The organism is Pedobacter planticolens (assembly GCF_014172375.1).
GTDB classification, from domain to species: Bacteria; Bacteroidota; Bacteroidia; order Sphingobacteriales; family Sphingobacteriaceae; genus Pedobacter; species Pedobacter planticolens.
In genome coordinates, this window is record NZ_WNXD01000002.1 from 1,453,472 (window position 1) to 1,473,368 (window position 19,897).

General features: G+C 35.2%; 23 protein-coding genes. 20 read left to right on the forward strand and 3 right to left on the reverse strand.

Translation table 11 applies throughout. From position 1 onward, the window contains the following. Nucleotides 1-9: 9 nt before the first annotated feature. The 8 genes from GM921_RS15105 to GM921_RS15140 all read left to right on the forward strand — a co-directional run bounded on the left by GM921_RS15105 (nucleotide 10) and on the right by GM921_RS15140 (nucleotide 9,981). Nucleotides 10-213, forward strand: a complete 204-nt coding sequence (locus GM921_RS15105; RefSeq protein WP_182923465.1) for a hypothetical protein — start codon at nucleotides 10-12, stop codon at nucleotides 211-213. Beyond that, nucleotides 197-1,252, forward strand: coding sequence for a DUF932 domain-containing protein (locus GM921_RS15110; RefSeq protein ID WP_182923466.1), 1,056 nt, complete (start codon nucleotides 197-199; stop codon nucleotides 1,250-1,252). The genes GM921_RS15105 and GM921_RS15110 overlap by 17 nt, the downstream gene beginning before the upstream one ends. 274 nt (nucleotides 1,253-1,526) lie before the next feature. Continuing rightward, the gene (locus tag GM921_RS15115; RefSeq protein WP_182923467.1) at nucleotides 1,527-2,144 is read left to right on the forward strand and encodes an alpha-ketoglutarate-dependent dioxygenase AlkB family protein; all 618 of its coding nucleotides are present in this window, start codon (nucleotides 1,527-1,529) and stop codon (nucleotides 2,142-2,144) included. After that, a complete protein-coding gene (locus GM921_RS15120; protein ID WP_182923468.1) occupies nucleotides 2,144-3,166 on the forward strand; it encodes an AAA domain-containing protein in 1,023 nt (340 codons plus the stop codon). Before GM921_RS15115 ends, GM921_RS15120 begins: the two co-directional genes overlap by 1 nt. Next, a complete protein-coding gene (locus GM921_RS15125) occupies nucleotides 3,166-4,761 on the forward strand; it encodes a hypothetical protein (protein WP_182923469.1) in 1,596 nt (531 codons plus the stop codon). The genes GM921_RS15120 and GM921_RS15125 overlap by 1 nt, the downstream gene beginning before the upstream one ends. Continuing rightward, nucleotides 4,761-6,230: a hypothetical protein gene (locus GM921_RS15130; protein ID WP_182923470.1), complete on the forward strand. Its 1,470-nt coding sequence runs from the start codon at nucleotides 4,761-4,763 to the stop codon at nucleotides 6,228-6,230. Before GM921_RS15125 ends, GM921_RS15130 begins: the two co-directional genes overlap by 1 nt. A gap of 65 nt (nucleotides 6,231-6,295) precedes the next feature. Beyond that, complete coding sequence (locus tag GM921_RS15135) at nucleotides 6,296-9,304, forward strand: Eco57I restriction-modification methylase domain-containing protein (RefSeq protein ID WP_182923471.1); 3,009 nt, start codon at nucleotides 6,296-6,298, stop codon at nucleotides 9,302-9,304. Continuing rightward, nucleotides 9,301-9,981, forward strand: a complete 681-nt coding sequence (locus tag GM921_RS15140) for a hypothetical protein (RefSeq protein ID WP_182923472.1) — start codon at nucleotides 9,301-9,303, stop codon at nucleotides 9,979-9,981. The genes GM921_RS15135 and GM921_RS15140 overlap by 4 nt, the downstream gene beginning before the upstream one ends. Before the next feature lie 196 nt (nucleotides 9,982-10,177). Here the strand turns inward: GM921_RS15140 and GM921_RS15145 are convergent, their stop codons facing one another. From GM921_RS15145 to GM921_RS15155, 3 genes are all read right to left on the reverse strand, one after another. Next, nucleotides 10,178-10,519 carry a helix-turn-helix domain-containing protein gene (locus tag GM921_RS15145; RefSeq protein WP_182923473.1) on the reverse strand — a complete coding sequence of 114 codons (342 nt, stop codon included), beginning with the start codon at nucleotides 10,517-10,519 and terminating at the stop codon, nucleotides 10,178-10,180. Nucleotides 10,520-10,587: 68 nt separating this feature from the next. Beyond that, the gene (locus tag GM921_RS15150) at nucleotides 10,588-11,823 is read right to left on the reverse strand and encodes a tyrosine-type recombinase/integrase (protein ID WP_182923474.1); all 1,236 of its coding nucleotides are present in this window, start codon (nucleotides 11,821-11,823) and stop codon (nucleotides 10,588-10,590) included. A gap of 390 nt (nucleotides 11,824-12,213) precedes the next feature. Next, entirely contained in the window at nucleotides 12,214-12,462 is a 249-nt protein-coding gene (locus GM921_RS15155; RefSeq protein WP_182923475.1) for a hypothetical protein, read from the reverse strand. A 153-nt stretch (nucleotides 12,463-12,615) separates the two neighbouring features. Here GM921_RS15155 and GM921_RS15160 point away from each other — a divergent pair, with 153 nt between their 5' ends. From GM921_RS15160 to GM921_RS15215, 12 genes are all read left to right on the forward strand, one after another. Continuing rightward, entirely contained in the window at nucleotides 12,616-13,368 is a 753-nt protein-coding gene (locus GM921_RS15160; RefSeq protein ID WP_182923476.1) for a DUF1223 domain-containing protein, read from the forward strand. Between the two features lie 103 nt (nucleotides 13,369-13,471). Next, nucleotides 13,472-14,038, forward strand: a complete 567-nt coding sequence (locus tag GM921_RS15165; protein ID WP_182923477.1) for a sigma-70 family RNA polymerase sigma factor — start codon at nucleotides 13,472-13,474, stop codon at nucleotides 14,036-14,038. 11 nt (nucleotides 14,039-14,049) lie between these two features. Then, the gene (locus GM921_RS15170; RefSeq protein ID WP_182923478.1) at nucleotides 14,050-14,325 is read left to right on the forward strand and encodes a hypothetical protein; all 276 of its coding nucleotides are present in this window, start codon (nucleotides 14,050-14,052) and stop codon (nucleotides 14,323-14,325) included. A gap of 91 nt (nucleotides 14,326-14,416) precedes the next feature. Beyond that, complete coding sequence (locus GM921_RS15175) at nucleotides 14,417-14,890, forward strand: YHS domain-containing (seleno)protein (protein ID WP_182923479.1); 474 nt, start codon at nucleotides 14,417-14,419, stop codon at nucleotides 14,888-14,890. Between the two features lie 23 nt (nucleotides 14,891-14,913). Next, nucleotides 14,914-15,357, forward strand: coding sequence for a YHS domain-containing (seleno)protein (locus tag GM921_RS15180; RefSeq protein ID WP_182923480.1), 444 nt, complete (start codon nucleotides 14,914-14,916; stop codon nucleotides 15,355-15,357). After that, a complete protein-coding gene (locus GM921_RS15185; RefSeq protein ID WP_182923481.1) occupies nucleotides 15,357-15,962 on the forward strand; it encodes a hypothetical protein in 606 nt (201 codons plus the stop codon). Before GM921_RS15180 ends, GM921_RS15185 begins: the two co-directional genes overlap by 1 nt. An 11-nt stretch (nucleotides 15,963-15,973) precedes the next feature. After that, a complete protein-coding gene (locus GM921_RS15190; RefSeq protein WP_182923482.1) occupies nucleotides 15,974-16,363 on the forward strand; it encodes a DoxX family protein in 390 nt (129 codons plus the stop codon). Then, nucleotides 16,360-16,875 carry a DinB family protein gene (locus tag GM921_RS15195; RefSeq protein ID WP_182923483.1) on the forward strand — a complete coding sequence of 172 codons (516 nt, stop codon included), beginning with the start codon at nucleotides 16,360-16,362 and terminating at the stop codon, nucleotides 16,873-16,875. The genes GM921_RS15190 and GM921_RS15195 overlap by 4 nt, the downstream gene beginning before the upstream one ends. Continuing rightward, nucleotides 16,863-17,567 carry an NRDE family protein gene (locus tag GM921_RS15200; protein ID WP_182923484.1) on the forward strand — a complete coding sequence of 235 codons (705 nt, stop codon included), beginning with the start codon at nucleotides 16,863-16,865 and terminating at the stop codon, nucleotides 17,565-17,567. The genes GM921_RS15195 and GM921_RS15200 overlap by 13 nt, the downstream gene beginning before the upstream one ends. Then, the gene (locus GM921_RS15205; protein WP_182923485.1) at nucleotides 17,530-18,579 is read left to right on the forward strand and encodes an ATP-grasp domain-containing protein; all 1,050 of its coding nucleotides are present in this window, start codon (nucleotides 17,530-17,532) and stop codon (nucleotides 18,577-18,579) included. Before GM921_RS15200 ends, GM921_RS15205 begins: the two co-directional genes overlap by 38 nt. A 2-nt stretch (nucleotides 18,580-18,581) precedes the next feature. Beyond that, nucleotides 18,582-19,238: a LysE family transporter gene (locus GM921_RS15210; protein WP_182923486.1), complete on the forward strand. Its 657-nt coding sequence runs from the start codon at nucleotides 18,582-18,584 to the stop codon at nucleotides 19,236-19,238. A gap of 5 nt (nucleotides 19,239-19,243) precedes the next feature. Then, nucleotides 19,244-19,663, forward strand: coding sequence for a DM13 domain-containing protein (locus GM921_RS15215; protein WP_182923487.1), 420 nt, complete (start codon nucleotides 19,244-19,246; stop codon nucleotides 19,661-19,663). The last annotated feature ends 234 nt before the right edge of the window (nucleotides 19,664-19,897 follow it).

Genomic DNA, 19,897 nt, shown 5'->3' on the forward strand with positions numbered 1-19,897 from the left:
TTTGCCCATATGAAAAAGTACCACACCCTTTATTTAATGGTTAGGGTAGTTGCAGAAACTGAACTAATCACCATTTCCGATGCCGTCCACGAGGTGGAAATCCATTCTCGTTTGCATCTTCCCGATACCCCAAATGTGAAGATATTGGAAACAGAGATATTATTAACCCGAGTAACCAACCCAAATAGAATTAATCATGGCACACAATCTTAATTTTAATGAAGCCACGCAGAAACACAGTTTTTTTAGCGTGAAGGAAAAAGCCTGGCATAACCTCGGACAGATCATAACCGATTACCCGACCAGTGCCGAAGCCATCAAACATGCTGGGCTGGATTACTTGGTAGAGAAACGCCCTTTATTTACCTTTCATAGTGAAAACCATAAAGGTGAATCGGATTTGATTATCCCCGAAATAGAAGTCAATAATTTTTATGCTACGGTAAGGACCGACACCGACAAAGTTTTGGGCGTAGTGGGTAAGGATTACCATATTGTACAGAACATTGACGCATTTGCATTTTTTGATTCCATTGTTGGCGGAAAAGATGGGATTCTATATGAAACCGCTGGCGCACTTGGCAACGGAGAAAGGATTTTTATCACGGCAAAACTGCCCGATTATATCCGTGTAGGTAAAAATGATTTGATTGAGCAGTATCTGTTTTTGACAACTTCGCACGATGGTTACGGAAGCATAACGGCAGCGTTTACGCCCGTTCGCATCGTTTGCCAAAATACGCTAAATGCAGCGATACGGAATAAAAGCAATTGCATTAAAATTCGCCATACTTCCAGTGCAACCGATAGGTTGAAACAGGCTCAAGAACTGTTAGGCATTACCAATTTGTTAGCGGTAGAAATGGAACAGCTGTTTAATCAATGGACGAAAATTCGCATTACGGATTCAGAGGTGAAAAAATTGGTGCAGATTGCAATGGCTCCAAACAAGGAAACCTTGCAGAGCCTTCAAAGTAATAGGCAAGATGAACTTTCAAGCATTTACAACAATTCGGTTAGTGCGGTTTTAGATTATGCAAATTCGCATCCTTCTCAACTAGAAGCCACCACCCAAGGCACTTTATATGGTGCATATAATGCAGTAAACGGTTATTTTCAGAATGTTCGAAATTACAAAGATGAAGAGAGCAAATTTAAAAGCATTATGTACGGCACGGCATTACAGCGAAACCAAACCACATTTGATTTGTGCCAGAGTTTTGCTAAAAGTGGCGTAAGGGCTTTTAATTAAAGTTTATTAACGATCTAGAAAACGTCTATAGTCATATGGGCGTTTTTTTTGCGATTAAGTGTTTGATAAGTGAGTTTATAATATAGCAGTCATTATAAAGCAGTAAAAAATGTTTACAAACATCAATTGTTTAAATTGCGATAAGAGTGATAGCGATGTGGGTGAATGCTAAAAATAATAGTAATTCAATTAAGTGTATTCCCCCGCAAAAATGTATATTTACATTAAACTTTTTATTATTGTTCATTCCTCTCGATATAATGTTTGTTTTACTATGGCTCAGATTGACATTTTTGGCTCTTATAATAACGTTGGTATTCAGAAAATTACCGATGGAGAATATAATTTTGAACCTAATTTCTATAATAAAAATGAAGCTGATCGCCTTTATAACGTTTTACTTCAAAACGTATCTTGGAAACAAGAATCTATGAATATTTATGGAAAGAAAATAAATCTACCTCGATTGACCGCATGGTATGGAGACACAGAAAAATATTATTCATTTTCTGGAATTCATCTACAACCTTTACCATGGTTACCAGAGTTATCGAAAATCAAAGAAAAAATTCAACAATTTGCAAATGCAGAATTTAATAGTGTATTATTAAATCTATACAGAAATGGTAATGATTCTATTTCTTGGCACACAGATGCAGAGTCAGAACTTGGAATTAATCCAATTATTGGTTCTGTAAATTTCGGTGAAACTCGAAAATTCCAGTTGCGTCATAAAAGGACTAATGAAAAAATAGAAATTGACCTTAATCATGGAAGTGGGTTGGTTATGCAAGGCTCGTTACAACACCATTGGCAACATCAAGTGCCTAAAATAAGTAGACCAGCCGAACAGAGAATTAATTTAACGTTTAGATTTATAAAAACTTTATAATGCCATATAATTTTAACCTCCCAATTATCACAGATTTGACAACAGCTCAACAGTCTGCTCTCAATGATCCTGGAGCAATTTCTGTTTCTGGAGGTCCAGGTACGGGTAAAAGTGTGGTTTCATTATGGAGACATATCCGAAACTATAATATTGGCACCAAGCGCAGTTTACTTTTAACCTATACTGTAACGTTGGCAAAATATCTTTCTTCTGCAGTTGCAGATGAAAATTTAGAAGCTAGTCAAAATGTTAAAAGAACATATTATTGGATAGAGCATGAACAGGAAGACTTTGATGAAATTATAATTGATGAAGCACAAGATGTAGAGCCGCTTAAATACAAATCAATTATAAACCATGCCCCAATTATATCTTATGGCGCAGATGATCAACAGATAATTTTTCCTGAACAATGTACCAAGGAAATTGAACTTGAAAGGATGTTTCCACATAATGAGCCATATTTACTAGACGAAAACTTTCGAAATTCTTTACAAATAATGCGCTTCGTTAGGTCTACTCTACCAGGTAAGCTAATTACACAAACTACATTTAATATTTTATTAAGAAAAAATAGGACTGGGAATAAACCAATTGTTTTATTAACGGATGGTTATTCTGCAAAGCAAGACAAAGGGATAATTGACATAATCAATAGATTTAGGTCCGCAAATCATAACATTGCTATACTTAGTCCTTTCAAAAAGGGTGTTAATTATTTTCATGATTTAATTGAAAGAGCAAAAATTCCCTGCTCAAAATATGTGAATGATGATGATGATTTGCCCCTAATAGAAAACGTACACGTCACAACATTTAAGTCATGTAAAGGAACTGAATTCGATACTGTGATTATCCCTGACTTTCAAAAAATGAAATACAATCTAAGATACATGTTTGTAACAGAGGAGAATGATTATTATGTGGCTTTTACAAGGGCGAAAAGAAATCTGTTTTTGCTTAGTTCGTCAGTGCCTGGATTTATCCATTCATCTACTTTTGATATTGAAGAATTAAAATAATGAAAAATAGAAGTTTATATCTTCCGATAAAATCTACGTCATTACCCCATTATTTTGGAAAAGGTATAGTTTTGCCTTCAAAATTTTATAATAATAAACCCTCAGATATACAAGACATCTTTGGGAATCAATTATTTCTTAGCGAGCATAGGTGGTATAAGGATTCTGATTGTTCTATTGAAATTATCTTAGCCGATACTGAGGAACCATTTTTGATTTTCGAAAATGGTTATTACCTCCTTAATGGCGCGTTGCCGATTTCAAGAATTAAAAACGTATTTTTCTTAGATGAGAATCAAATGAAAACTACCGAATATAATATCAACGCTGGTGCTGGCTTTCTTCCTCAGAAACTTATAACAATAGATAGGTATAGTGGGCCTTTTCATCAAATACCTAATTTAAATAGATTAAGTAGGGAAATTAATGATAATCTAGTTGAAAAAATAAAAAGGTTTGACATATTATTAGGTGGAGTTTCGTTTATGCGGATTTTGCAAGATAAGAATGAGAAGTTTCCTGTTGATTACTATTCGGTGATAGGTTTTTTTAATCCATATATGCTTGATTTGGCGCAAGTTTCGTCAAGTTTTAAGGCATCTATGAATGGGGATAGACTTACAAGTATTTTTACCGGTAAAAAATCTAACGAATACATAGAGATTTTGAAATCTTACATTTTTGATGAGGTCGATTTTGATGATGTCGACAAAGTAGCTAAACATTATGGCATCAAAATTCAGAGACAATTTGGGTTAGTCAATCTAGAAAATATACCAGTTGATTCTCCAATTTTCACCTTAATTATACTTGCAACATATGGTAATTCAAAATCCCAATCGATCGATGATTTTATTTATCAATTAAAGTCGAATAAGTTTTCACAGCAAAAAGCACAAGAGCTGGCTTTAATATTTGGCTTGAACATTCGTTATAGCGGACTACGCAATAAGTATAAAGTTGGTGGAAATGAGATTAAATTTAAAATGGATACTTCATTGGATTATTATATCTTAGAAAGCATATTTCAATATGTATTTTATGGGATAAGAAGTTCAAGACCATTTCCATATGTTGATGATTTGGGAAGGGCTAATAAATCAAACTCCATCACAAAAGATGAAAAGATAAATTGGCAAAATTCTTTTAACCCAATTCCCAACGAGGATTCACTGCAGAATTCCGATTTAATTTTAAATGAACTACTTACACCTTTACTTGAGAAGATCAAAAATAAAACATCCGAATTTCAAGAGGATATTTTACAAATTGCTACAAAGACCATTGAGGATAGTTTAAGGTCTTTACATATGGATTTCCAGAGGAAAACTGAGAAATTATTATCAGAAATTAAACAATTGAAAGATGTAATTGCCCATAAAAATGATTTGTTAAATCATATCTCTAATGACGTCTTACGAAAAAATACTGAAAATAAAGACTATGATGAACTAGAGAAATTAGAGATTAAAGATTTAAAAAAGATTGCAAAGCAAAAAGGAATCGCGTCAAGTAAAATTAATTCTATAAAGCAGACTAAAAGTGGATTAGAAGAACTTATTAAGCTAATTAACAATACTCAAACCTTACTTTAATGACTCTCCTAGACCGATTAAGTGATGCTGCCACTAATGCAGTTAATTTAGAAAAGTTCGCTTTAAACAATAGCCAAGAAATACACGATTGGTTTAATCTTGAGCCGCATTCTTTCATTAGGGAGAATCAGGAAATCATTAGACAATTTGTTCTTGGGAAATGGCAGGTGATTCGGAAACTTGACCCAAACAAACGCTCAAACCTTTCTTTATTCGCGATATTGCTTGACGTATGTGAAAGAATAGGAGATTTGGGATGTTTCCTTCGGTTATACAGTTTGTTATCCCAAACCCCATTTGATTTAGGAAGTCGGCTTAAGGCATCGGCCTTGTTTATGGTTAATGTCTCAACTGCGGAAGATTATCTCGACCGAGTTCAACCTATATATGAGTTGTTGAAATTCGCATATGAAGAGGAAGAAGAAAGGCAAGACCGGGTGTTGGGAACATTTATTAATTATTTTGCCCAGGTCGTAATTAATTTTGGGCAATTTAATCCTGGGATTGCGAAGTCGATCATTGAAAAGATTAAAACAATTATCAAAGAGGATGAATTTTCTTTCTTAAACCATCCATTAATTTTTAGTGTAATTGAGACAGATCTCACAGATTATGAGATAGCGTATAGCCACATAAATTTATTACTAGACACCTACCTTAATCGAGCGATACATAGCCCACAAACAGAGTACGGACTGTTAAAAGAAGCTGATAGTGCATATAGTATAAGTTTAGCTGAAGTTAATAAAGAATTTGATGCGATACGAGCAATTTCTGTAGCAAAGCATTTGTCAAATCCCAATAAAGAGCAAGCATTTAGGAGCTTAATAAATGGCACCAAGATTATTGATGATGAATCGCTGTTGTATGCATATATGCATGCGTTAGGCCCGATGCATTCTGCAAAACTAACGTCTGCATTCCCTTTTTTGGATTTCAGTACTTTTAAAGAATCTGTGGGAATTGTTGATTGGGGGTGTGGTCAGGGTACTGGTTCTATGGTGTTATTAGATCATATTTTATCAAAAGGAATCCCTTTGAATATCGAAAGCATTACGCTAGTTGAGCCCTCTACTCTTGCATTGAAAAGAGCAAGCCTACATGCTGATAAATATATTGATACGACACGTTTAGTAACTATAAACAAATTAATTAATGATATTGTTGTTGATGATTTCAATCCGAAGGAGGGAATATATATTCATTTATTTTCTAATATCCTTGATATTGAGCAAATTTCTCTTAAATTTTTAACTGATTTAATTAAGCAGGTGTTCAAAGGCGTCAACTATTTTATTTGCCTTGGACCTTATCAAAATGATATTAAAAGGGATAGGCTGGATGCATTTATGTTGGCGTTCGTTGATAATCATTTGGAGCAATTAGCCATTGAGAACAATAGGGCATATGAATGGTTAGCTGAAAAAAAATGGACAAGAGTAATGCGTGTTTTTAAAGCTAAAATTTAATAAACTTGAAACTACTAAATAAATTACGTTCACAATAAATTACATTTAAGAATTATTCAATCATTATGCCCTCAGTGCGAAGCATACATCAACAGTTAGGTTATGATATTTCAAATGGCCTGTTTAATAGTGATGACGTAATTTTACAAAACGAAGGAAAGTTAAGTAAACTATTTTCTAAAGATTTTCTGAAGCCTAATTCGATTTTTTACATAGGTGACCGACCTTTTGTACTTTTCTATGAAAATCCAGATGACAAAAGCGAATTATTTAAAGCAATATGGAATATAAATGAAGTTCCTGTAATTATTATTTTTGAAAATAATACCACAACAATTTACAATGGTTTTGAATACCTTAAGGAAACCAAAAGCTTATCAGTATTAGGTGGAGAGAATGAATTAAGTGATTTTGAGTACTTTAAAATCGTTACAGGACAAACATGGGAAAAGTACGAATTGTCATTATCATATAAAAAGAGAGTTGATTTTAAGCTGTTAGAGAATATAAAAGTAGCCCGATCAATATTAATTAATAAATGTGGCCTTTCCAATTATTCTGCAAATGCTTTATTAGGAAAAACTATTTTTACGCGATATTTAATTGACCGTCAGGTCCGTATTGGTTTTAACTCAGAGCCCAAAGTATGGACTACTGAAGATTACTGTAATGTCCTTAATGATTTTGACCACACTTTAAATTTCTTCTCTCACTTAGAGCAAAAATTTAAGGGAAATCTATTTGAAATAGATGATCCAGCCCAGAATCTTAATCAAAATGCCCTAAATGTAGTTATTGACTTACTTAATGGTGTTGAATTGATTAATTATCAAACGTCTATGTTTGATGTCTATGATTTTTCTATTATACCTGTAGAGTTTATAAGCAATGTCTACGAAATGTTTATTGGCGAAAAAGAGCAAGCAATAAATGGGTCATATTACACACCACTATTTTTAGTAGATTATATTAATTCCCAAACTGTCAAGAAATTTTTTGAGTTGAGTCCTAAAAGCACAAGCTGCGCTGTACTTGACCCAGCCTGTGGTTCTGGAATCTTTCTTGTTGAAACTCTGCGTGTAATTATTGAAAAATATAATCTGGATAATCCATCCCAATCAAGAGGATCAACTAAATATCGAAATGGTCTAGTCCAGCTGACGAAAACCAACATTTTTGGAATCGATAAGGATGAAAGCGCATTAAGTGTAGCAATATTTTCAATCTATTTGACTTTGTTAGACTATCAGAGTCCTCGGGATATTGAAAATTTTGAGTTTCCCGCTTTGTTAGGTTCAAACTTCTTTGCGGGAGATTTCTTTATGGTTTCTAATAGTTTCAATGAAATATTAAGTAAAATTAAGTTTAATTTCATTATTGGAAACCCTCCATGGAAAAGAGGAGGTGGTAAAGGAAAAAATTTAGAACCATACGAGCTTTATATAAAAAATAGGAAGACGTTTGAAAGTAAAACTGAAACCATTGCGGCGATTAGTAATAAGGAAATTGCGCAAGCATTTTTGTTAAGAGCGGGAGACTTTTGCAACAGTGAAACAATTGTTTCTTTCATTGTAACGAGCAAGACATTATATAATTTAAATGCAAAGGACTTCAGAAAATATTTTTTTAAGAATTTCTTCATTGATAGAATTTTTGAGTTGTCACCTGTGAGACGAGAAGTATTTGATAAATCTAATGATCCGGCAATTGCTCCAGCAGCAGTAATATTTTATAGATATGCGCATCTTAAATCGACAGATGAAAATTTAGTTGAGCATTTTTCAATAAAACCTAATCGTTTTTTTTCGCTTTTTAAGTTATTCCTCATACAAAGGAACGATGTCAAAAGTTTGAAACAGTCTTTACTTTTAGAGTATGATTGGATTCTGAAAGTTTTACTTTACGGTAATTTTAATGACTTTTATTTTATAAAACGTTTGAAGGAATACTATACCACAATCTCAGAATATGCTTTATTAAAAGATTGTTTGATAGGGCAAGGTGTTATCCTAAATGGAAATCGCAAACTTCAGGACGCATCATATCTGATTGGAAAAAGATTTGTCAGAACTAAAGAGGACGTAGAAGCTTTTAATATAGATGTTGATGACAATAGACTTTGGACTGAGCCCCTTGCATTGTATCCTAGAGATCGAAAACTTTTTAATCCTCCTCAACTTCTAATTACTGCTGGAATTAGTACAATGTTCAGAGGTGTTTCTGCGATAAATTATGAAAAGGAAATTGTTTTTAAAAGTTCATTAACGGCTATTCAATCAAGTGATATAAATTTTTTAGAAACTGCATGTGGATTTTTAAATTCCTCGCTATTTTCATATTATGCTCTTATAACAACCTCTAGCGCTGGCGTGGAAAGAGAAGAAACGCACGATAAAGAGAAATTAGGTTTTCCATTCAAAACAGATATTGCAGTGGCTTCCATTGTCAAGGAAATACATCAAATTAAAACAAATCTAAGAGAGGTCAGTAAAAAGATCATGTCAAATGAAAAGGATGACATCCAAATCCAATTAAGAAACAAAATTAGTGAACTTGATGTAGAAGTATTAAACTGTTTTGGTTTGGACGAAACTGAAGAATCACTTGTTGACTATGCTATCCAATTCTCAATTCCATCATTAGTTAAATCAAATTCGTCAAAGCTATTAAATGGAGATTTAAAATTTAATGATCCATATTTAGGTCAATACATTAAGGCATTTACAGATAAGTTCGTTGAATCTTTCCTTTCCGTTGGAAAAAATTTCATGGTTGAGGTATGGTATTCAAAACATTTAATTGGGATCTTTTTCAAAATCCAAGAAGGAAAAAAGCTAAATGAAACTAAATGGGTTAATAAATATGACAGTGATATAATAAAATCACTTATAGGATTGGGGCATGAGAAGATTACTGATCTAATTTTTATGCAAAAGGATGTAAGAGGATTTGAAGAGGATAGTTTTTATATATTCAAGCCAAATGAAAAGAAAGTATGGCACAAAGCCATGGCATATCTAGATTTAAATGATTTTCTGGATGCTATTCTTAAAGCTGGGGGTCAAGAAGAATGAAGAATTTCTTTGGACGATTTGATGCTAGTGTGTTTAAACAAAATGCAAAATTATATTATGAAGGGGAACTAGTAAGTATCTTAAATAAGATATCACAGTGTCACTCTATTTCTTTGTCTTTCAATGATCTATATCGTAATAATGAAGATTCAATTAGAGATCAATTACATTGCAATTACTTAAATAATACTGAAATCAAAAAAAAAATAGGCTTAAGATATCATTTCGAATGTGAACCAAAAGAGTTTGGTGTCGGTGAGGGTTATTTAGATATTAAAGTTTTTAATGCAAACATCTTTAAAAATCCAAGTGAATACTTTATAATAGAATGCAAAAGATTGAATAGTTTAAATTTAAAAGGACGAACGGGTCTTAATGCGGAATATATTGAGCATGGCATAATGCGGTTTGTTAAGGAAAAATATTCCTGTTATCACCGTATTAATGCAATGATCGGTTTCATCGTTAGTAAGCTGGACTTGGATGAGAATATTAATAACATTAACCATCTATTAATAAACGAGTTTCCTGATTCGAATACAACAGACGTTATCAAGCCATATTCAAATCAATCTTCCCAACCATTTATTTCGAAACATTATGATGTAAGTAAACGACCATTTAGACTATACCATCTAATGTTGGATTATTCCTCTAACCTATTGTCTGCTAATTAGATCTGCTTACATGAAAAAATGATGTAAACTATTTAAAATTTGGTTGATTATATTAAACCTGCATCAATAAGCAATTGACACAGAAATAATCTTACAAAGCATAATGAGTTATTCATTGAGTCTTATATATTGAATTTGTGAACATTGAAAATATACTTATTTGTGATAGGCTTCTATTCCCTGCGGAATCAATTAATTACTTTTTCGAATGAATGGCTAAGAATTTGTTTTCTACTCCATTCACAATATTTCCATTTGTTTCCTGTACGCCAGACTTAACCCACTTTAATAACTCGGACTTTGAAAAATAGAGCCTTTTCCCTTTTTTGCAAAATGGGATCTCCTTTAGGCTTACCTTGCTATATAATGTTGGTACAGCTAAGGTTACAAGCTCGGAAGCTTGCTGAATGGTCAACAAATCTTGCTCAGGAAGATTATAGCCAAATTTCAGATCCGTTAACATTTTCTCGATGGATAATAGCTTGTCATAAAGTGTAACTATAGCCTCGGGCAATTGATCAAATGTTGGTTTTTCCATATCATCTTGTATGGATCAAAGATTGCACTTGAAAACCTAACGATGGCTTTATAAACCTGGTTATAACCCTAAGTAATAAAATCCAATAACTTTTCCGCCACCTCATGTTTTACCTTTTTCTCAAAACCTGCCCAATATTTCTGGGTCGTTAACAAGGTGGTATGGCCAAGTGCCTCCTGCGCAAATTCCAGCCCAGCTTCACGGGCAGCCATTGTTGTAAAGGAATGTCTTGCGTACATCGTTCCAATATTGAAGTTGATACCTACCATCTTTGTAAGTCTTCTCATGTGCTGGTTGACGAACCTGATGAAGTTCTGGTTGGTGCGGTGCTTTTCCTTTGCGTCCATCCCATGCTCAAAGATCGGAAATATGTAATCCCTATCGTCACCGTTTTTTCTGCCGTATTTTGCGATGAACCTTGCGACCGATGGAGTGATTGGTACGACGATTGGCGCAGGATCTTGGCCCGTGGTGTGGAGTGTCTTCTGGCGCAGGAAAGTAAAGTAGTCATCGGACAGGTTTTTGAACCTGAGTTCTGCGATGTCCCTAAAGTTCATTCCGTTGCACTGGTAGCTGAAGAACCAATAGTCCCTTGCCTTGATGATAAATTCATCATCGGTCTGATAAGTGTACAGGGTTTTGAGCACATCCTTTTCTATTGTCTTCTTGATGTTCCTTCCGTTTGGGATCCTGTATTTCTTGAACGGATAGAGTTCTGGCGGGATATCCCCATTGGCAATGGCAGAGTTGAACAGTTTTCTCAAGGGCCTGAGGTATATTCCAACGGTGCTTCTGCTTTTTTCCTTCCCCGTCATCCAGCGTTCGTATCTGTGCAGGAAATCCAGGTTGATCGTGTCGAACGAAATCCGTTCTACGACGTGGGTCCTGTCGATATTAGCAAACTGTAGGATAGAGTTCATGCTGCACCTATAGTTGGAAGCGGTGCCGATCCTTTCCTGCCCTTCCAGTTCTGAGATATACTCACAGTAATGGGCGATGACGTTGTTGATGCTCCCCCTGTCACGGAAAAGTGCACGCTCGAATTTTTCAAATGAAAAGAAGCGCAGGTCATCGGCCGCCTCGATCGCTTTTGATTCAATTGCCTTTAACATGGTCTGTATCTTCTTGAACCTACCGCGTGGTGCCTGTTCGACGTATCCGTGTTCAAACTCTTCCTTTGTAGCCGAAATTCCGGTTTCGTACATCTTGGTCCTTCCGTAATAGACACGAAGCTTTACTGGATACCTATTATTGTCTAATATCCTTCTGGTATCGTGGTAGAGTGAAACTAAAGCCTTTTTCATATCGTGATTGTTTTTGTATTTTCATTTGCACAAAATTTGCACAAAGTCTCCATAATTAACCCAAAAATGGTATAGACAAAGATAAAAAATAAAAACGTAAATACCTGATAAACAGAATACTTATAGATATTTATAAACAACACAAAACAGGATTTTGCCCTGTTAATCAGAGGGTCGCTGGTTCGAGCCCAGCAGAGGGAGCCATTTAAAAGCCTTACAGCAATGTAGGGCTTTTTCATTTCTATAGTTTCTTTGTTTTATTAGTAAATTCTTAGTTCGTTTTTTTGCAAAAGCGTCGGTGATACACCAGTTTTGGGAGTGTTGAGTAGGTAAGTAGATGAACTTTAATTAACGAAAATTAATGCATTGAATGTTGAAAGATATTTTAACTTAGGTTTTTTTTCGTTTTCTAGGTATACCCATTATGATTTCTGCTAGGAATTTATTTCTCAAATTGTTATCCCTTTCTAATTCGTCTTTTGGAAAATGAGGTTTGTGAATTTCGGTTATCAGTCTGGAAATTTCTTTGAAGTGGACAAGCTCTCTGCTGACTGCATTTATCTTTTCAATCATCTCCACATTTGTTTTGAGTAATTGCTGTAAAATTTGGTTATCTGGGAGATTTCCTGTTTCTTTCATTTTTGTTGCAAATTATTCCATTAATATTTATGAAAAACAGATTGGAGAAAAATTTATTTCTTTTCTCTATTTGTTTATATTATAGCTGAATGATTATTGAATTTTTTGTAAGTAAATAAGAGGCATTTCGACCAATGGTTAAAACTCTAGGAAATGAGAAATATAAAAATCGCCGTTCTACTATCTTTGGTATTTGTTACAGTTTTTGCATTAGGTACAACAAGCCATAAAGCCGGAAAAAGCGCAGTGCCATTTAAAGTCATTGAGCTTTTTACTTCAGAAGGATGTTCAAGTTGCCCAGCTGCAGATGAGGTTGTGAAAAAAATAAGCCAAGAATTTCAGGGAAAGGATGTCTTTATCCTCGCTTACCATGTAGACTATTGGGATAAATTGGGCTGGAAAGATCCTTTCAGCAGCTCAGCCTACTCTGCTATACAATATAGATACGGTGAGCAGTTTAATCTTTCATCAATTTATACGCCACAACTCGTTATAAATGGAAGTGTGCAGTTTGTTGGTTCAGATGAGCGCAGATTGAGAAACGAATTGGGTAAACAAATTTCAACAGCTAAGTTGCCAAACCTTACTATAGATGAGGTTATCCTAGATAAAAAAATAGCTAAAGTTGTTTTCTCAGTTACAAATGCGAACCAAAATGATGAAATCAGAATTTCGCTTATTCAAAAATCAGCAACATCTATTGTAATCAAAGGTGAAAATAAGGGAAGAATATTATCGCACGTTCAGGTAGTACGTGACCAGCAATCAACAACTGTTGGTAATTTGGTGAAAAGCGTTTCGTTGGTTCTTCCAAAGGAATTTGACCCAAATAAATTTGAACTGATCGGTTTTATCCAAGAGCAAGGCACAGGAAAAATCATTGGCGCAACCAGAAAAAATTTCTGATGATAACTATTCTTTAAAGATAACTTCAAAAAATATACGATTTTGCTGTAAGGTTTGCTAAAATCTTCCGACTAAGTGCAGATAATATCTTATATTGAATAACATGAGCACTGAAACCCAGCTACTGGCACCGAACCTCTGGGTGAAAAATTATTCTGATTACCTATATGGTTACGCACTATCGAGAATTAATGACCATCAGCAAGCAATGGATCTTGTGCAGGATACCTTTTTGGCAGCGCTGCAAAAAGTAGATGGATTTGAAGGTAAGAGCACCGAAAAAACGTGGCTTACTGCAATTCTAAAATACAAGATCATTGATGTTTACAGGAAAAAATCATCTGGTCTAAAGAGGATTGAAGAAAATAGTGAAATGGAACAGCATGATTTCTTCGACAGCAATGATGGGCACTGGAATAATGCTCATCGTCCTGCTGATTTCGTTAACACTAAAGATCCACTAGCTGAAAAGGAATTTGAGAAAATTATGGATCATTGTCTTAAAAAACTGCCCACACTATGGTTTGCTGTATTCACCCTAAAACATGTAGAGGAAGAACTAACCGAAAAGATCTGTAGTGGATTGGGCATTACCTCGGCAAACTTTTGGGTGGTGATGCATCGTGCAAAACTAAATTTGAGAAGTTGTTTACAAAAAAACTGGTTGTAATAATTATAGAGATGAATAAACTGAAAGCGATAGCCTACAACTGCAAACAAGCCACATTCTTGATCGAGAAGAAACAGCTGATGCCCCTTTCTTTTAAAGAGAAAATGGAACTGAAAATCCATCTTACAGGGTGCGCAGTATGCAAACTTTATGAGCAACAAAGTATTTTTATCACAAAGTTGACAAGACATATTTTTAACAGCAATGAAAATACAGCTTACAAACTATCTGATGATTTTAAGCAGCAACTGCAAGAAACCATAGAAAAAGAGCTTGATAAAAAATAATTTCAAAAATAGCTAACATTTGTTGTAAGGTATTGGCACTCTGGCCTACCAAAGAGGAAAAACTTAAATAGTTTAACTCAATTACATCGAAATGAACAAAGTTATTTTATTACTGATGGTATTTTCGGCAATTACCATTGATGCAACTTTTGCACAGAACGCCAACGAGCGTAAAAAAGAATTTAATATCGATAAATCTACCTTAGCCATTGATGGTTATGATCCTGTTGCTTACTTCACCACAGGAACTGCAGTTGAAGGTAAAAAAGAAATGACCGTGTTAAATAGCGGTATCACCTATCGGTTTTCTACCAATCAGAACAAGGAGCTTTTTAAGGCAAACCCTGCCAAATACGAACCGCAATATGGCGGATGGTGTGCCTATGCCATGGGCGAAACAGGAGAAAAAGTTGAAATAGATCCTGAAACCTTTAAAATTCTTGACGGAAAACTGTACCTATTCTACAACAAGTTCTTCAACAATACCAAAAAAAGTTGGAACAAGGACGAAAAGAGCCTTAAGGCCAAAGCGGATGCGAGCTGGGCCAAATTCTTAAATAAATAAATTCATATTTAAAAACCTTCATTATGAAACGCACCTTATTTGTTGCCGCATTAACTTTATTCATCCTGTTTAACGCCAGTGCACAAAAATCAGAAATCTTCGCCCCAGCCGGCAAAGCCATTAAGGGATATGATCCCGTTGCATTCTTCACCCAATCCAAAGCCATAAAGGGTGCCGATTCACTTTCTTACCAATGGAAAGAAGCAACATGGTTTTTTTCAAGTACCGAAAATCTGAACGCTTTCAAAAAAAATCCTGAAAAGTATGCTCCACAATATGGAGGATACTGCGCATACGGTTGCTCTGAAGACCATAAAGCACCAACACAAACCGATACTTGGACAGTGGTAGACGACAAACTCTATTTTAATTACAATGGCAAAGTGAAAGAGATGTGGATGAAGGACCAAAAGCAGAGAATCAAATCGGCAGACGAGAAATGGCCTACCATTAAAAATAAAGGATAATGAGAAACGTACTGTTTGCACTATTACTTGTGTATGGAAACGTACTGTTTGCACAAGACACCACCAAAATAGCTTTAACAACCGGTGTAGGAATAATAAGCATGCCTGGAGCATTGTCAAAAGTGCTCAAATCGTCGGTTACATTTAATTCGGGAATCGAACTGAAGTTGAAAAAGAACTGGTTCCTCCAAGGAGATGTAAGCTTAAATTCCATCGGATATAACCAGATTATTCGAGATAACCCTAATAATTACCTATTTGAGGATGCTAATAGTTCTCTATTTCAGGTTGGTGTTAGTGGCGGTTATTCCTTTAGATTTTTGCCCTCGAAATTTAGCCTGGACTTATATGCCGGACCAGGATTTCAACGCTTTGGTGAACCTAGGGTAACCAACAACAATGCAGCTCAGATAACTAAGCAAAATATTGTTTTTAGTAACACTGTTTTTGCAAAAATTGGAAGTAGGCTGTCCTATAAAACAAATTCCTCATTACTACAAACTATTTATATTGAGGCAACCTATTTTACTTCACCTCTCCACGTACAAGCCTACCGTTTACAGGGGTTTACCTATTGTGTTGGTACCAAATTTAGTTTAATGTAATCCACTGTCCCATGAAAGCTAAAAAAATAATATGTTGGATTCTTCGCCTAGTGGTTGCAGTAATCCTTTTACAGACCCTTTATTTCAAATTTACCGCTTCGCCAGAATCTGTTTTCATTTTTACCCAACTAGGGATAGAGCCTTGGGGAAGAGTTGGAACAGGAATTATCGAACTGATTGCCTCTATCTTGATCCTTTTCCCGAAAACCACCGTTTATGGTGCACTAATGGCAATGGGCACTATGGCTGGAGCCATCTTTTCGCATCTCACTAAACTTGGTGTTGTTGTGGCAAATGATGGAGGCGAACTTTTCATTCTAGCCTGTATAGTGTTTGTCTGTAGTTCGGTTCTGGTATATGTAAATAGAAATCAATTGATTAGCTTATTTGTACGATCATGAAGTTACTACAGCCATTAGAAAATTTACTTGCACAACTCGGAAAAGTATTGGAAGAATTAAGTATTGACGAGTTTACCTGTGCTATCGGCGTTCTGTCCAATTCGAGTATTGGCCAGCATACCCGTCATATATTAGAGTTTTTTATCGAACTGAATAATGGCTATGATTCGGGAACTGTAGATTATGACCAACGCAAGAGAAACCATACCATCGAATCGGACAACAGTTTTGCACTTGAGCAGTTACAGCTTATTGTTTCAAATCTTTCGAAACCAAACCGGGTTTTGATATTAAAAGCAGATTACGATTGTTCAGGCCATGTTGCTGATGAAATGTTGGATGGTGATATTACTACAAATTACTTTCGTGAACTGGTCTATAATCTGGAGCATGCTGTACATCACATGGCCCTGATCAGAATTGGAATAAACGAAGTTTCAACTATTGAACTTCCAGCAATGTTTGGCGTAGCTTGTTCTACCTTAAAATTTAGGGCGGTATGTGCACAGTAAGTTATATTCCTACAGCAGATGGATTTTTTCTTACTTCCAACAGAGATGAAAAGAAGACCAGGTCAAACGCAATACATCCAACTGTTTACAATAATGGTGAGTTCAAAATTATCTATCCAAAGGATCCAGATGGAAAAGGAACATGGATAGCAATCAATACAAAGGGAATTGCTGCGGTGTTGCTAAACGGAGCTTTTGTTAAATACAAAAGCAAATCTTATTATCTAAAAAGTAGGGGATTGGTTTTGATGGAAGTTATAAATACACATAGTCCAAAAGATGAACTCGCCACCATGATTCTAGATGGAATTGAACCCTTTACGCTCATCATCTGCAGCAAGCAATCGCTAATCGAGTTTCGGTGGGATGGTGTGCTGAGGCATATAAAAAACCTTGATCCAAAAAAAGCTGGTATATGGTCTTCGGCTACGCTTTATGATGAACATGCAGTATTGAAAAGAACAGAATGGTTTAAACGCTGGCAACTACAAAAACCATCTCCGCTAGAAGATGAGGTTATGGATTTTCATCACTTTGCTGGAGAAGCATGTTTTGAAGGACTGATTATCAATCGAGAAAAGGTAAAAACGGTTAGCGTTACCTGCTTAGCTCTAAAAGAAGAAAAAATTTCCATTACCTATAATGACTTGCAGAATGAAACTATTTATGCTATTACGGAAGTGCTATATTAAGCTTACAAATTGGGAATATTGGCCAATGGAAGTCATCTATCTCCCCATTTTTGGTTATTGGATCTTTCTGGGCATAAAGGCAAGGTCATTGTTCTTTTTTAGTGCAGCCAACCCTAAAATTGAAAATGCAGGTTTTGCCATGGAACGTAAAAGCCTGATCTATCAAACTATGCCTAAAAGGAGTTATCCCAGTACTGTATTAGCTGAAGTTGGTGCGGGCGAAGATAGGTTATTGGAACTGATGAAAAACGCGGGACTTCAATTCCCTATTATCGCGAAACCGGATGTTGGTCAGAGGGGAATACAGGTTAAGCTGATTACTAACAAAAAAGAATTGGGTACATACGCTGACCAGCTATATACAGATTTTCTCTTGCAAGAATACATTAGCTTCCCTAATGAAGTAGGGATTTTTTACTATCGAATTCCGGGAGAAAAAACAGGTAAGATTTCTGGTATTGTTGGTAAAGAATTTATGGAAGTTATTGGCGATGGTACTTCAACAATACGCGAACTAGTAATCAAAAATAACCGTTACCTGTTTCAACTTAACGAATTAGAAAAAGTAATGGGAAAAGAAATTGAACATGTACTTAATGTTGGAGAAACCCAAGTGCTTGTTCCGTACGGCAACCACTGTAGGGGTGCTTTATTTTTGGACTTGAGCCATCTCATTACAGCTGAGCTAACCGCTTCGATAGATACACTCTGCATGCAAATCCCAGAATTTTACTTTGGGCGTTTGGATATCAAATACAATACTTGGAAAGAACTTTGCGAAGGCAAGAATTTTGTAGTTATCGAACTAAATGGTGCTAGTAGTGAGCCAACCCACATTTATGATCCCAAACATTCGATATGGTTTGCATGGAAGGAACTCATCAGGCATTGGAACATTCTTTACCAGATTAGCATGATAAACCAGAAAAACAATAACCTTAAATTAATGGGCTACGCGGAAGGAATGGCATTGATTAGGAAAAACAGTGAATATGTTAAATTAATTGCCTAGTTATGAAATACCTCAAAATATTTGCCGCTGGTCTGTTCATCAGTTTAATAGGGTCTATCCCAGTTGGAACCCTAAACATAAGCGTTGTTGGATTGATTTTAAAACATCAGGTTGCTGATGCAATTGCTTTTGGAATAGGAGCAATTATCATGGAAATGCTGCTGGTGTGGGTTGCCATTATCATTATGGGTAAACTTGGCAAGCTGAAAAAAATCCTGACTTTGCTAAATGTCATCATGTGTACAGTACTTTTTATTCTGGCTACGTTGAGCTTTGTTGCAGCGTTTCAAATGGAAGAACTGAAAGATGTTATTCCTTTTAGCAGCCATTATCCTTTTTGGGCAGGAGTACTCTTGAGTTTTTTAAATCCCTTGCATCTTCCGTTTTGGATGGGTTGGACAGTTGTTTTAAGGAATAAAAACCTGCTCGTGGAAAATAGTTTTGGATACCGTATGTATATTCTTTCCATTGGCATAGGCACAAGCATTTCATTTGTGCTTTATGGCCTTACTGGCAACCTGTTTATCGATTTTTTAAAAGCCAATCAGTACATCTTTAACTGGATTATTGGCTTTACCTTATTATTTACTGCCTTGGTCCAAGCCTATAGGCTGTTAAAACAAGTTTTTATGCTGCAAAAATCTGTTCCCCTAACTTAAAGAAAATGAAAAATACTCTCCTTTTAGCGATAATACTATTACTATTTTTTAGCTGTAAAAAAGAAAATACACCTACACAATCCCTAAATGAAAAGGTAGATGCCACAGCTACCATAAAAACTGTAGGGAATTTTAGTAACGGACCTTACGGAACAGTTTCTGGATCAGCCAAAGTGTACATGGTAGCAGATGTGCTACAATTGGCTTTTGAAGATTTTTCTAGCAGTAATGGACCAGATCTGAAAGTATATTTGAGCAAGGAAATCAACCCTGTTAATTTTATTAATCTCGGCAATTTGAAATCAGTAAGCGGAAATCAACTTTATATGCTACCTGCTGGTACGGTTGCTAAAGATTATAAATATGCCTTGGTTTATTGTCAGCGATATAGTCATCTATTTGGCTCGGCAGAACTGAAATTTTAACTTCCTATACACTAAAAGACAAATTAAATTAATAATATGTTGTTCACAATTTAGCTATTAAAAATGGCTTTAAAAGATGTTTTTTGATTGCTTTTATTTTAGAAAAATGATTAAAAACTCTGCCAAATTACTCAAAATGACAAATAAAAACCGCTTTTAGAGCATCAAAAACAGCGTTTGGAGATCGCAATTGAAAGGATATCCACTCAGATATTCTCCATCTAACCCATCACA

Coding starts and splice junctions, on each gene's coding strand:
- GM921_RS15105 (WP_182923465.1), top strand. CDS start 10: ATGAAAAAGTACCACACCCTTTATTTAATGGTTAGGGTAGTTGCAGAA.
- GM921_RS15110 (WP_182923466.1), top strand. CDS start 197: ATGGCACACAATCTTAATTTTAATGAAGCCACGCAGAAACACAGTTTT.
- GM921_RS15115 (WP_182923467.1), top strand. CDS start 1,527: ATGGCTCAGATTGACATTTTTGGCTCTTATAATAACGTTGGTATTCAG.
- GM921_RS15120 (WP_182923468.1), top strand. CDS start 2,144: ATGCCATATAATTTTAACCTCCCAATTATCACAGATTTGACAACAGCT.
- GM921_RS15125 (WP_182923469.1), top strand. CDS start 3,166: ATGAAAAATAGAAGTTTATATCTTCCGATAAAATCTACGTCATTACCC.
- GM921_RS15130 (WP_182923470.1), top strand. CDS start 4,761: ATGACTCTCCTAGACCGATTAAGTGATGCTGCCACTAATGCAGTTAAT.
- GM921_RS15135 (WP_182923471.1), top strand. CDS start 6,296: ATGCCCTCAGTGCGAAGCATACATCAACAGTTAGGTTATGATATTTCA.
- GM921_RS15140 (WP_182923472.1), top strand. CDS start 9,301: ATGAAGAATTTCTTTGGACGATTTGATGCTAGTGTGTTTAAACAAAAT.
- GM921_RS15145 (WP_182923473.1), bottom strand. CDS start 10,519: ATGGAAAAACCAACATTTGATCAATTGCCCGAGGCTATAGTTACACTT.
- GM921_RS15150 (WP_182923474.1), bottom strand. CDS start 11,823: ATGAAAAAGGCTTTAGTTTCACTCTACCACGATACCAGAAGGATATTA.
- GM921_RS15155 (WP_182923475.1), bottom strand. CDS start 12,462: ATGAAAGAAACAGGAAATCTCCCAGATAACCAAATTTTACAGCAATTA.
- GM921_RS15160 (WP_182923476.1), top strand. CDS start 12,616: ATGAGAAATATAAAAATCGCCGTTCTACTATCTTTGGTATTTGTTACA.
- GM921_RS15165 (WP_182923477.1), top strand. CDS start 13,472: ATGAGCACTGAAACCCAGCTACTGGCACCGAACCTCTGGGTGAAAAAT.
- GM921_RS15170 (WP_182923478.1), top strand. CDS start 14,050: ATGAATAAACTGAAAGCGATAGCCTACAACTGCAAACAAGCCACATTC.
- GM921_RS15175 (WP_182923479.1), top strand. CDS start 14,417: ATGAACAAAGTTATTTTATTACTGATGGTATTTTCGGCAATTACCATT.
- GM921_RS15180 (WP_182923480.1), top strand. CDS start 14,914: ATGAAACGCACCTTATTTGTTGCCGCATTAACTTTATTCATCCTGTTT.
- GM921_RS15185 (WP_182923481.1), top strand. CDS start 15,357: ATGAGAAACGTACTGTTTGCACTATTACTTGTGTATGGAAACGTACTG.
- GM921_RS15190 (WP_182923482.1), top strand. CDS start 15,974: ATGAAAGCTAAAAAAATAATATGTTGGATTCTTCGCCTAGTGGTTGCA.
- GM921_RS15195 (WP_182923483.1), top strand. CDS start 16,360: ATGAAGTTACTACAGCCATTAGAAAATTTACTTGCACAACTCGGAAAA.
- GM921_RS15200 (WP_182923484.1), top strand. CDS start 16,863: ATGTGCACAGTAAGTTATATTCCTACAGCAGATGGATTTTTTCTTACT.
- GM921_RS15205 (WP_182923485.1), top strand. CDS start 17,530: ATGAAACTATTTATGCTATTACGGAAGTGCTATATTAAGCTTACAAAT.
- GM921_RS15210 (WP_182923486.1), top strand. CDS start 18,582: ATGAAATACCTCAAAATATTTGCCGCTGGTCTGTTCATCAGTTTAATA.
- GM921_RS15215 (WP_182923487.1), top strand. CDS start 19,244: ATGAAAAATACTCTCCTTTTAGCGATAATACTATTACTATTTTTTAGC.